This is a genomic window from Enterococcus sp. E4-150 (assembly GCF_035726465.1).
In the GTDB taxonomy this organism is placed as follows: Bacteria; Bacillota; Bacilli; order Lactobacillales; family Enterococcaceae; genus Enterococcus_B; species Enterococcus_B faecium.
Window position 1 is genome coordinate 261,185 of the sequence record NZ_JAPRGK010000002.1, and the last position, 12,461, is coordinate 273,645.

The 12,461-nt window shown below is 38.3% G+C and carries 8 protein-coding genes and 1 pseudogene; 2 read left to right on the forward strand and 7 right to left on the reverse strand.

Annotation, left to right across the window (positions count from 1 at the left end; genetic code table 11):
• Positions 1 to 133: 133 nt before the first annotated feature.
• Genes OZ002_RS03305 through OZ002_RS03335 form a run of 7 tightly spaced genes read right to left on the reverse strand, consistent with a single transcriptional unit; the run spans position 134 to position 10,210 of the window.
• Positions 134 to 1,846 carry a DUF4091 domain-containing protein gene (locus OZ002_RS03305; RefSeq protein ID WP_325082864.1) on the reverse strand — a complete coding sequence of 571 codons (1,713 nt, stop codon included), beginning with the start codon at positions 1,844 to 1,846 and terminating at the stop codon, positions 134 to 136.
• Positions 1,815 to 3,371: a DUF5597 domain-containing protein gene (locus OZ002_RS03310; protein WP_142652856.1), complete on the reverse strand. Its 1,557-nt coding sequence runs from the start codon at positions 3,369 to 3,371 to the stop codon at positions 1,815 to 1,817. Before OZ002_RS03310 ends, OZ002_RS03305 begins: the two co-directional genes overlap by 32 nt.
• A gap of 37 nt (positions 3,372 to 3,408) precedes the next feature.
• Positions 3,409 to 4,374 carry an alpha/beta hydrolase gene (locus OZ002_RS03315; protein ID WP_002302941.1) on the reverse strand — a complete coding sequence of 322 codons (966 nt, stop codon included), beginning with the start codon at positions 4,372 to 4,374 and terminating at the stop codon, positions 3,409 to 3,411.
• A gap of 4 nt (positions 4,375 to 4,378) precedes the next feature.
• Positions 4,379 to 5,746 (reverse strand): glycoside hydrolase family 1 protein, encoded by a 1,368-nt coding sequence (locus tag OZ002_RS03320; RefSeq protein ID WP_002331503.1) that lies wholly within the window; start codon positions 5,744 to 5,746, stop codon positions 4,379 to 4,381.
• Positions 5,730 to 6,644: an ROK family protein gene (locus tag OZ002_RS03325; protein WP_142652859.1), complete on the reverse strand. Its 915-nt coding sequence runs from the start codon at positions 6,642 to 6,644 to the stop codon at positions 5,730 to 5,732. Before OZ002_RS03325 ends, OZ002_RS03320 begins: the two co-directional genes overlap by 17 nt.
• Positions 6,644 to 7,990 carry a PTS sugar transporter subunit IIC gene (locus tag OZ002_RS03330; RefSeq protein ID WP_114003146.1) on the reverse strand — a complete coding sequence of 449 codons (1,347 nt, stop codon included), beginning with the start codon at positions 7,988 to 7,990 and terminating at the stop codon, positions 6,644 to 6,646. Before OZ002_RS03330 ends, OZ002_RS03325 begins: the two co-directional genes overlap by 1 nt.
• 15 nt (positions 7,991 to 8,005) lie before the next feature.
• Positions 8,006 to 10,210: a glycoside hydrolase family 3 N-terminal domain-containing protein gene (locus OZ002_RS03335; RefSeq protein WP_002332502.1), complete on the reverse strand. Its 2,205-nt coding sequence runs from the start codon at positions 10,208 to 10,210 to the stop codon at positions 8,006 to 8,008.
• 206 nt (positions 10,211 to 10,416) lie between these two features.
• On the opposite strand from OZ002_RS03335, the gene OZ002_RS03340 reads away from it, so the two are divergent.
• Both OZ002_RS03340 and OZ002_RS03345 read left to right on the forward strand, forming a co-directional pair.
• Entirely contained in the window at positions 10,417 to 11,562 is a 1,146-nt protein-coding gene (locus OZ002_RS03340; protein WP_002306298.1) for a helix-turn-helix transcriptional regulator, read from the forward strand.
• 119 nt (positions 11,563 to 11,681) lie between these two features.
• Positions 11,682 to 12,431, forward strand: a pseudogene (locus OZ002_RS03345) (LytR/AlgR family response regulator transcription factor).
• Positions 12,432 to 12,461: the final 30 nt, after the last annotated feature.

The following is a 12,461-nucleotide window of genomic DNA, read 5'->3' on the forward strand; positions in this document are numbered from 1 at the left end:
CTGGTTTAAACAAAGATTTACAAAACTCGCTGTGCTGGAAATATTTTTACGGTGGATTCTTTCCTATCTCGGTTAAAAATGAAAAGCATGACCTGCATATTGCAGGTCATGCTTTTCATTCACTATTATTTAATTAAATAGAAGTTTCTGTGATGATCGCAATCAATTTCTTTCTTAACTGATCGAATTGACTGTAAGACTGATTGAATAATCTCTGCACAGACTGATGGCTGTTTTCTATCCAGTTTTCTGGCTTTTTCTCTCCAAGAAAATCAGCTAGGAGCTGGTCTGTTTTTGTTTTGTTTATTTTCTCCGCTTCTTTTAGCAGATAAAAATCTTCTACACCACGATACAGTTCTTTATAGCGAAGAGACAAGAGCAGCCTGCCGGAGACAGATGGATAGACCAAGCACAAATCACCAATTGGAAGTGAACTGGTATTGTAACGAATATCTTCTCTTGCATGTTCCGGCCAGCAGTTATATGCCCATCTCAGCAGACCATCTGTTCCAAAATAATAAGCTAATGCTCCTTGTAAGCGGCTTTCTGTCAAGGGACTGTGCAAGAATGTGTTTGGTTTATCTGGATAATTGCAGATGTAGTATTGTGTTTTTCCAGGAAACTGTTCCTTCAGCCATTCATAATTTTGACAAGTACAATAAAAAGATGTGACTGGATAGTCGATCTCTGAAATCAAGGCTTGTAAGACTGGTTCCTTGTCAAATGCCACTTTCAGCTGTAATGTTGGTTCAATTTCTTTTAGACACTTGACAGCTTCTTTAAACGTATCGATTTCATGTGCTTTTGGCTCATCTGCCATGAGACGAACTTTGTCCCAAATGTTCTTTTTCTTAAAATAGGTAAACAATTGCTGGAAATATTGTCTGAGCTCTTCTTGTTTTTCGATGAATGCCATTTGCTCTATTTCCTCATCATAATAACGGATCACAAGTTTTTCTGGATGTTCTACTGCTTTATTCAAAGGGAAGAAGGGTGGCTGCCAGACGCCTAAAAGGCCGAACACATCGATTTCTTTATCGATCCCTGCTTCAAAAAAACAAGCTAAATACTTATCCAAAATTGAAAAATCACACTGGATATTTCCTTCTTTTGTTTTGAGGACTTTGACCATTGAGTATTCATACAAGTTAGCTGGGAAATCTTTGACAATATAATTGAACCATCCTTTCCAAGGGATTTCTCCTGCAATGACTGTGATGGTTTTTTGGCCTAACTCAGCTAAGGTTGAAGCCATTGTCTGAATCAGTTCAAAATGTTGATTACTCCAAAGAGGCACTTGGAATGTACGAGAAAGATTAGAAGGTTGTTGCCAAATGTCTAAATGGAAGGAGTCAGTTACTTTATCACTGAAAGTAAATGCTTCTACAGTTACTTCTAATCGTTTCTGTCCGATGACTGTTTCTTTTGTCGTTATTCCTGCTTGATAAATCGTGATATCTATCGGATAGGTGCCGGTTTTTTGTTGACCATCAACCGGTATTTCTACGTAAATAGGAGTAAAGCGATCACCAGAATAAGTATGTGCTTTTTCTTCTAACAGTTTATCTCCGTAGAAAATGTCGTCTTTTCCGCAATAATATTCAATAAAATTCGACTTGATAGGCAGTTCCGAGTTGATTTCTATTCGGTATATAGGTATCTCAATCGCATCTGGGATCGTAAATTGATCGTCTAAGCTGTAATGGTTTTTCTTCCCATCATGCAGCAATAACTGAAATGCGGCTGTACTATTTCGATAAACAGATAGATTTTCGAGTGGCTCCGGTTCTTGGGCAAACATACTAGTAGATGGTTTAAAGGTTTCGTTCGTCAGCAAGATATTCATGGACAACCTCCTGTTCTTTTTTCGGATAGGTATATAAAGAGAATTTGATGATTTTAGGCATATTACCGATATATGGCGTATAGCGCTCATCCCCATTTAAAACACGCTCTGTGGTCCATTTTTTTCCTTCAAAATATCCTTCTTCAAAATTCAAAATTTCTGAACACAGCTCTTCATCTACTGCATCGTGGAATAGCGCAAAGTTACATCCAGCAAAAAAATAATCATTTTCTAATTGAAAAAAGAGGCCAGCAGTGTTCAGCTGCTCTTTCTTGTCTTTGCTTAAATATTTGATCAAAAATCGGTAATTTTCATCTTGATACTGATACGTCATGTCCTTTTCCTTTTTAAAAGAATGGATCTTGATTGTTTCATCCGTTAAAAACGGGGTTAGTTCTTTAATTATTTGATAACACTTAGTAAAATAAGGCAAACTTCCTGTCGGATCAAAAGCCGCTTGGTCTAATCCTAACTCTTTCAAAAAAGCCTGATCCTCATCTATTATAGCTTCCGTACTTTTTCTAAGATCTTCGATTCCAAATGGAGAATACAAAAGTGCGCCTTTCCCAAATGCATAGAAACAATTAGATAGATATCTTAGATCTTTTCTTGTTTCTGGTATGAAAAGGGGTTGATCAATCATTTGATAATCTTGAATGATTTCCCGAAAATTTTCTTCATAGATATCTGGAGCAAAAGCCGTTAAGCTAGGTGCATTTTTTTCCCATACGTTTAATACATTTTTTGTAGGACCACCGCTAGGATAGTCGCCCGCGCTTTTTCCTTCTTTATGCAGCCAAGCATTGGTGAACAACGGGATATCTAACCATTTTTTTGCTTCTAATGCCATCTTTTCCAGTGCATGACTAAAGGCATAGGCCATGAATGTCTCGTCTGAAAATTCCTGCCAGCTGTTTGCTTGAGGATATAATTCTCTGATTCTTTCTGGAAGTGTGGATCCATATATTTGCTGTGCTTTTCTAGAGTAATCCCTTGCCGTTTCAAGACATCCAACCTCATTTTGGATCTGCATCATGCATACTTGATCTTTCAGCGGATGCTGACTGATAAATTGACATAGGCTAGATAATGCGCGACAATCTGCTTCAATTGCTTTCTCGCAAAACGGTGAGATACAATTTAACTGCTCTTGTTTTTGGTTGACTACTCTAAAATAATTTTCTGTATCTGTCTTGATCCACGGAGGAACATAAGTAGATAAACCGTTTTTCCATAAACCGAACCACAGAAAAACCAGCTTGATCTTATTTTCAGCTGCTTTTTGTAACTGAGCTTCTATCAAATCAAAGTTGAATATTCCCGGAATTGACTCAATGTTTTCCCAATAAACAGGTACAAGCAGGGTGTTCAATCCAATATTGTTCACAAATGGCCAAATATTTTTTTCCATAGAAAGTGCCGTGGAAGCTGCTGAATTATGCACTTCTCCCCCTAAGAGAAGACAGGGTTTTTCATCCATGAGAAAATAGAACCGATTGTTCTTATTGATTATTTCATATTTCATTTATTTCCTCCGATCATCGATTCTTTGATGGAAAAGTTCAAAGATTCCAAGTCAATTCATTTACCCATTGACTGATCTTTGTTTTTGTAAATTTCTCTGGCGAAAATTCACACAGCTGGTTGAGGGACAAACTTCGAATGATTTTGTACCTACTTTTATCGGCTAAAAATGGCAAATGTTCAAGTAAGATCGAACGATTTGCTTCAATGGCGTATAAATTTTTGATCGGTACTTGCCAAACGTCTTCTATTTTTTGTGTAGTTTCTACAGCGGCTTGTGACCAAATGATTTCCAGCCACTCGATACAAAGCTCAAACCACTTGGCAAATCGTGGGTCCACCATCTCTTCACTATTTCCACTCCATTTATTTCCTAATGATAATCCGTGCTTTCCTTTTTGAAAAATATGTGTTTCAAATGGTACATCGTTTTCTTCTAACGCTCTCAAATACAAAATAGAATTCTCGATAGGCACCACATTATCTTCGAATGTAGAAAACAAAAAAGTAGGTGGCGTTTGCGGTGTCACACACATGTCTAAAGAAGGAGCCTTGATCTTCATCGCTTCTGCAAAGGAGCTTAAGATAGCCGGATAGGCAAGGATACAAGCACTTGGTTTTCGATCGGACAAAGTAGACAAAGCGGCTGCTAAATGCCCACCGGCAGAAAAACCGATCACTGCTACTTTGGATTGATCGATTTTTGCTTTTTCAGCTAGTAAGGCAATCAGATCCATGCTTTTTTCTGCATCCGCCAGTGCTTTGTGGAAATCACGGTGTTCTCCAACGTGATAGCGCAGCACACCCGCATGATAACCTTCAGCAGCAAATTTCAATGCAATCGGTTCTGCTTCTCTTTCACTGCAAAATCCATACCCTCCTCCTGGAATCACTAGTATAAACGGACGTTTGTCAATACGGTGAAATTCGGGTTTTTCTTCATGAAGATAAACCGTTAGAGTCGTATTGGCTTCGTTGTCAATAGTCATCGTATTGATCTGCATAGGCTCACTCCTCTTCGTTTAATCCATTTTCAGCAATCAATTTTTGATACCAATAAAAGCTATCCTTTTTATAACGATCCAAAGTATTCAAAGAATCATCTGTTCGATCAACATAAATAAAACCGTATCTTTTTTCGATTCCTTCATGGGTGCTGATCAAATCGATCGCGCTCCACGGACAATAACCGATCACCTCTACACCATCTTCCATTGCTAGATACATTTGCTGGATATGCTGTTTCAAATAGTCGATGCGATACTTGTCATGGATTTTTCCATCTTCTGTTAATTGGTCTTTTGCTCCTATTCCGTTTTCGGTTATCAATAACGGCAGACGATATCTTGAATAGATCTCATTTAACGTATAACGGAACCCTTCTGGATCGATTGGCCAGCCGAATTCAGTCATTGGCAAATGTGGGTTCGTTGTTGTTTGAAAGAAATCCGGGATACCAAAGCCAGATTGCTGATCGATCTTGTTTTCTTTTTGATAATAGGCTGACACAGTCATGGTATTGTAATAATTAAAAGCGATATAATCGCATGTACCTTCTAGCATGATTTTTTTGTCTTCTTCTGTTACTTCAGGACAGGCATTGATTTTTGACAAAATGTGCCAGGCATTATGGTTATAGACACCATAAACCGCAGCATCTAAAAACAGCCAGTTTCTTAAAGCACTCATATTCATTGCAGCCAACTGGTCTTCTGGTTTATCAGAAGCAGCATATACACTGGCAATGTTCGGCGCGGGTCCGATCTTTCCTGGATAATTCCCATCATGATAATTTTTCGTGACTAGGGCTTGAGCAACGAGCATATGATGGTTTTCTTGAAACTTTTCTTTCATTGATTTATTACTTGTACCAATGATCGAACCAGCTAAAGCCATGACATTTTGTTCATTGATTGTTTGCCAATAGTTTACTTCTTGACCGAATGTGTCAAAAAGCAGCTGGCAGTAATCAGCGAAAGCTTGGATCGTCGCCCTATTTTCCCATCCTCCCTTTTCATGGATTTCATAAGGCAAATCAAAATGGAACACCGTCACGATCGGCTCGATCTCATTTTCCTTCAATAAAGCAATGAGTTTCTTATAAAACTCCAGCCCTTTTGGATTAACTTTTCCATTAGACATGACTCTACTCCAAGAAATCGAGAACCGATAAGCTTTTAATCCTAGCTCTTTAAATAAACGAACATCTTCTTCAAAGCGATGGTAATGATCTACCGCCACTTTGAAATCACTTGTTCCATCAGGTATTTCTTTCATATCTTGAACAGACGGCGCTTTACCGTCTGCATCCCAAGCTCCCTCTGTCTGATACGCACTAGTGGAAGCTCCCCATAAAAAATCAGTTGGAAATCTCATTCAATCGTACTCCTTTCGCTGCACCGATCAGATTTGCTTCAGACTCAAAGGCGGCAGCTTCTATCGTCATTTTCGTAATCGTTTGTTCGATCATCGGCGACACAGAAAAGATGGCTTCATAGTTTTTCTGGATATCTCTGATCAGCCTTTTTTGTTTACTGATTCCACCGCCAATAATTATTTTGTCCAAATCCAGCAAACACTGGATATTGAAACAAAGAATCGCTACTTGATTGCAGTATGTGCGATATAAAGTTTGTGCTTGTTCATCTTCTTTTTGATATAGATAATCAAATACAAGAGGTCCTTCTGGTTCACACTGAAATAATTTTGCCAGTTCTTTTACTAATCGAACAGCTGACAAATTGATCCCTGCAAATGATTCAGCCCCATTTATCCCACGATCTTGTATCAAGAAACTAACTTCTCCAGCTTGACAATGGGGTCCTTTTCTCACCTGCCCATCTAGCAAAAGTCCAACGCCGACGCCTGTTCCTAGAATAATTCCTGCACCATTTTCAATCCCTTTTAAATGACCGTAACTTGCTTCTCCCAATACAGCAGCTTTCGCATCATTTTCTACAAACACACGAACGGGCAGATGTTTTTCTATTTCTTGCTTTAAATTGACTTCATTCAGGCATGCGACTGCTCCACCAAAAAAGACGGTTGACGCTTCTTTCACCGCACCAGGAACAGAAAATCCGACAAATTCAATGGGTTCGATCTGCTGATAAGAACGGATCAATTCGACAAGGACAAGGATAAAATTGTCCTTATCTGTTTTTGGTGTCTCTATTTGTCTTTTTTCTCTTATTTGCGTATCCATTATTAAAGCTGACTTGATATACGTTCCACCGATATCGATACTTAATGTCCACATGCTTTTCCCCTTCATTATGCTTCGACTTCTGCATTGATGATTTTTTCTGCTTTCGTTTCTGCTTCTTCTTTTTCCAGCGCCGCTTCTAACTCTAGTTCTTTCTTATCTGCGATCTTAATGAATGGGTACCACATCACCACACCGATTGCCATACAAATAACCATTAGGATCGTGTAGTTCAATCCGCCTGATAAAGGCATCTTCACAAATGTAGGAGTTGTCCAAGGTAATAGCGACATAGTCGGATTCAAAGAAATCGGCAATATGGTAGTGGTTAATCCCCACGTAACGAATCCTGCAATCAATTGTGTAAAGATTTGCGGAATAAAGAAAATCGGATTCAAGATGATCGGCATCCCAAACATCAATGGTTCTGTCACATTGAATAAGGATGGAACAAAAGATAATTTACCTAACTGGCGCATTTTGGCTGATTTGCTTTTGATCATGAAAAATGTCACGAATCCCATGAATCCAGCTGCGTACATCCCCATGTAGATAACAGACGGAACTAAATAGGGTAATGCTTTTCCTTCTTGGAAGGCAGCAATGTTCCCAACGACCATCGTCATACTGATTGCGCCTAAAGGTCCTTGCAAAACAGCATTGTGAATACCGAAGAACCATAAAACAGCTAATAATTCCATGATAATGATGATCGATAACGGACTCGCTACTAAAGAGTTCAACGGGGCATTGATTACGTCGATAAAGAATTGGAAAATCGTTCCTGATTGTGTCAAGCCAAAAAATACTCGCAAAGCAAATACAACAACAAAAATGATCGTAACGACAAATACTGGTGACAAGGATTGTGTGACCATTGGCGGCACGCTTTCCGGTAATTTGATCATAATATTTTTCTTAGCTAAGAAGGCATAGAAGCGGGTAATGAGCAAAGCGACAAGCATACCGATAAATAATCCTTGTCCGCCCAGATAATCCAATCGTAACGCACCGACAGCTTGTTCAACTGCTTTCCCATCTTGTGTGACAGTTGTCATGACGGATTGCGGCATCAGCATAATGAAACTTGCCAAAGAGATGATCGAGGCATTCCGTTCATTGGTCCCTAATTGTTTTGCATAAGAGAAAGCTAAACTATATACGACATACAACGAGAAAACACCTGTAGCACCATTAGTGATTGCTTCTACATGAGGAAAAATCCCCACATTTTTCAAAAAATCGATCCAGCCAGGAAATGGAAAATTACCAATAATTGTAATGAAGGCAATCCCTAATGTAATTGGACTTGTTCGGATAAATCCTTCCATCAATGCGGCTAACACTTTGTTCTTTTGTAATTTCTCCGACATCGGCAATAGTCTGCTACTTAAAAACTGTTCTAATTTTTCCATCTTTCTTCTCCTTTTTTATAATTGAATTGTACGGTCATCTTCTGAATCTACTGTCGAGAGAGAAAAAGTAAATTCGCCAGACTCCCAAATTTTTTCCCCTTGATTGTTATAAAACATAAGTGCTTCTTTTGATAATGTATAGTTAATCGATTTTTTCTCATCTGCATGTATAGAAACGACTTGACTAGCAATCAACCGTCTAACTGGTTGCACAATAGAAGCTGTCTTGTCCTTTACATAAATATGGATAACTGTTTCTATTGGTTTTGCTGAATGATTGATTACTTCATAAACAAGTTGCAACTTATCTTCTTGATCCTGTATCTCCTGCCAGCTTGCTTCGACTTTTCCATACGTTTTACCAGTGCCAAAAGCAAACAGTGGCTCATTGGATTCATCAATATACTTGGACACAAAGCGAGTGGAATGCGTACTTGTTTCTAAAGGTCGGCCAGTTGAAGCATGTGCATAATAGATTGGAATCTGTCCCTCACTCCGTGGGAAAGTCATGCTGAGTCGAGCACTTGGCGCTGCTTTTCCTGCAAGAAGATTGGCAATACCGATGCCTCCCATCGTTCCAGGATACCAAACGAGCAGCAAACTAGAGAAATAAGGTTCGATCTCCGTTAGGACAAGCGGACGTCCGGTATATAAAATCCCCACGATTGGTTTGCCCAATGCTGCTAACGCTTTGATCAACCGTTTTTGCTTTTCAGGCAATCGAAGGTTAGTTTTAGAAGCCCCTTCTCCACTTTCTAAAAATTGTTCTCCGATCGTCAGTAAAATCACGTCAGATTTTTCAGCAGTTTCCAATGCTTCTTGGAATAATGTTTCTTCGTCTTCGATTGTTCCATTCAGTTGTTCAATTCCAGCTTTTAACGGTCCAAATGGTTCATAAGAATCAAACAGGTTGAATCCTTTTGCAAATAATAGCTGTTCTTTTGAAAAATGCTGTTCTAGTCCATCTTTTAGTGGAATACTATCTTGAGGTTTACCACTGACAGAAGCCCAGAATCCAATTGTCAGACGACTTTTGCCATAAGGACCGATAACTGCGATTTTCTGGTGTTTTTTTAATGGAAGCGTATCCTCATTCTTCAGCAAGACACAACTCTTTTCTACTAACTTAACTGCTATTTCTTTCGATTCTTCCGTCAAGATTTCTCCCGTGTTCTCTTCTTCGAGCCCACGATAAGGGTCTTCGAATAATCCAAGTTTGTTCTTTAAGTCTAAGATCCGCCACACTGCTTCATCTAACAATTGCAAGATCTCTTTATTTTCTTCTGCTAATTTTTCTAAAGAATTGGCATAGACAGAAGTCATCATATCGAAGTCCACACCGGCTTCTAATGCTTTTTTAGCTGAATCTGCTTGATCTTTCGCATAGCCATGTACTTGCAACTCTTCAATGGCCGCATAATCAGATACCAGTACGCCGTTAAAGCCGAACCTTTTTCGAAGAATATCCCGATTAAGCCAGCGATTACCAGTAGAAGGCACGCCATTCAAAACATTGAACGCGGTCATGACTAGCAAACAATTGGCTTCAACTGCCGCTTGATAAGGAGCGAGATATTCATTGAAGAGACGTTGGTTGGACATATCGACCGTATTGTATTCCCTCCCAGCTTCTGGAGCCCCGTATCCTGCAAAATGCTTGATACATGCGCCCACTCGGTATTTGTCAATCAACTGGAGATTGTCTCCTTGATACCCTTGGACAGCGTGTTTAGCAAATTCTTTTGCAGTATACACATCTTCTCCCGGAGACTCCATCACCCGTCCCCAGCGAGGATCTCTTACTAAATCAAGCATAGGTGAAAATAGAACATGCAGTCCGCTTAAATAACTCTCTTTCGCTGTTTCTCGTGCGGCTTTTTGAATCAAGTCAAAATCATACGATCCAGCTTGTGCTAACGGAATAGGAAAAATGGTTCGGAAACCATAAATAACATCTGACATAAAGAGGAGCGGAATTTTTTTATTCCTTTCTTCCATTATTTTTTTTTGGATTTTTTTTAGTTTTTCAGGTTCATTTATATTATAAATGGAACCAATCTGACTTAAATCAAAATCATCAGGAAAGCCTAATTCCTTTGTTGGTCCGGTATTCATCACATCGCTATCAGTAAATAAGTCGCCGTTCAACTGAACAGTTTGTGCGATTTTTTCTTTTATTGTCAAGGAATCGACTAATTGCTTTAATTGTTTTTCATCCATTATTTTCTCCTTTTTTGTAACCGTTTTTACACTTTTAATTATAACGATAAAATTTTCTTTGTTATACAACAAAAGAAGACTTTATATAAAAATAGAAGAGAGATACCTGAAAAAATTAATATTCAACATGTTATTTTTGCGATACAATGGAGGAAAAAGGATAGACAGGAGGAAAATAATTGAAACAGACAGCGATTTCTAAAATAATGGATTTGTTATACAAAAAATATCTGATCCCCATGGTTTTATTCGATTCAAGCGGCGAAGTTTGCCACCCGAAGATTTCATGGGAGATACAGCCTATCATGGAAAAATTCATTTCGCCTAAAGAGAATCAATCCGTATGTTTATTTAATCACTTTCCTTTTATGTTTGCTAAACTGGATTTTATTACAGACAGCAAGCCCTATTCCTTATTAATCGGCCCTTGCGGTATGATCGGAGAATCTCCTGATACTTTCCTTTTCAAAGGACATAGCTATCACTATGGTATTCACTATACGAAAGAAACAACTGCAGCTTTTGAAGAATTCGTCCAGCTTACCTATGCTTTTCTAACACACGAACTCTTGAAAAAAGAGGAATTGCACTGGGTTTACCAAAAAGAAATCAAGCAGCGATCTACCACGGATCAACGGTTAGAGGACAGTTTGTACGACCGCCGGATGCAAGAAGCCACTTTTGATTCTTATCAATTCGAGCTTCGATACACGGAGTATATCAAACGGAATCAGCCAGAAAAGATTGATTGGCTCTTCAAAAAGATGCAAGAAACGTATCATGTCGAATTGTCCGAAAATGAATTAGAAGGTTTGAAGCTGAAGTTCTCTGCTTTCGTTGCCATCCTGACGCGTATTAGTATCGATGAAGGAGTCCCGATTAATCAGGCCTTCAGTTTATCTGATGCTTTGATCCAAGGCTTGTTCCGTATCCATTCTTCTAGTGAATGGCACACATATATGAAAGAAGCGACTTATCGTTTCATGCAACTGATCCATCAGCAACCTCTAGCCGATAAATCCATGCTAGTCAAGCAACTAATCAATTATATAGACAGCCATATTTACGACCGTGTAACGCTTGACGAGCTAGCTGAGACATTTGACAAGCACAAAACACATCTTTCTGCTTTATTCAAAAAAGAAATGGGCCAAACGATCCACTCCTACATCCAAGAACGGAAGATCAATGAAAGTAAACATTTGTTGCTTTTTACGGACAAGAGTTATAAAGAAATCAGCGTATTGCTTTCATTTGCAAGTCAAAGCCATTTTATTCAGGTCTTTAAAAAAACAACTTCCCTTACGCCAAGAGAATACCGCGATCAACATTATGCTTATTCCGTCCATTAAAACGATAAAAGTGTATATTTTCTGATTAATAAAAAAACAAATATCATTTATATGATGAAATTTATAGAAAAAATCTGTTATACTAATCGTAATGAAATCTGTCTTAGGGGAATCGAACCATGAAAATCTACTACATTGAAGATAACTTGTTTCATCAGGAATTATTGAAGAAAGAATTACTAAAACATAAAGAGTTGAGTGCCCTCTCTCTTCAAATATACCCGAACAGCGAGTTGGAAACGATTTATAAGCGTTTAGATACACTGGTCTTTTCTTCTTCTGATTTGTTTATTATCGACATTGATTTAAAGACATTGCATAGTGGCATTGATTTTGCTAAAAAAATACGGAACAAGAATCCAGAATGCTCGATTATTTTTCTATCAAACGATAATACACGCGGATTAGAAATCATTAATCAGCAGATTCGCCCAGATCGCTATCTTGATAAATAAAACTTAGAAGAAGTTGCACAATCATTGAAACAGCTACTTTTAGAAAAATTGGAAGCTCAAAAACAATCTTCCTCTATCATTGAACTGCAAGGCGCCACAAAGGTCTTTTTGATTGCGCCAGATGAAGTCAACTATATCTCGACGATCAATGGTTCTCGTTCCACCTTGGAATTTTATGGAACAAATGAGAACTTCGTTATTCATGATAAAATGAAAAATATCAAACAAAAATTCCAAGACTATCATTTCTTTAATGATCTGAAAAGTTTTTCTATCAACCCATTCAATATCAAAGAAGTAGATAAACAAATGATGGAAGTCCATTTCAAAAATAAAGATACACTTCTTTTAAGTTCTTCTAGTGTAAAAAAATTGTTACGCCATATTGACCAACTAAAACAAACAAACGGGTAGGACATGTCTGTCCTGCCCGTTTTTAACTTC

Bases quoted from the DNA above. Each gene is read 5' to 3' on its own strand.
- OZ002_RS03305 (WP_325082864.1), bottom strand. From the start codon at position 1,846: ATGAATATCTTGCTGACGAACGAAACCTTTAAACCATCTACTAGTATG.
- OZ002_RS03310 (WP_142652856.1), bottom strand. From the start codon at position 3,371: ATGAAATATGAAATAATCAATAAGAACAATCGGTTCTATTTTCTCATG.
- OZ002_RS03315 (WP_002302941.1), bottom strand. From the start codon at position 4,374: ATGCAGATCAATACGATGACTATTGACAACGAAGCCAATACGACTCTA.
- OZ002_RS03320 (WP_002331503.1), bottom strand. From the start codon at position 5,746: ATGAGATTTCCAACTGATTTTTTATGGGGAGCTTCCACTAGTGCGTAT.
- OZ002_RS03325 (WP_142652859.1), bottom strand. From the start codon at position 6,644: ATGAAGGGGAAAAGCATGTGGACATTAAGTATCGATATCGGTGGAACG.
- OZ002_RS03330 (WP_114003146.1), bottom strand. From the start codon at position 7,990: ATGGAAAAATTAGAACAGTTTTTAAGTAGCAGACTATTGCCGATGTCG.
- OZ002_RS03335 (WP_002332502.1), bottom strand. From the start codon at position 10,210: ATGGATGAAAAACAATTAAAGCAATTAGTCGATTCCTTGACAATAAAA.
- OZ002_RS03340 (WP_002306298.1), top strand. From the start codon at position 10,417: ATGGATTTGTTATACAAAAAATATCTGATCCCCATGGTTTTATTCGAT.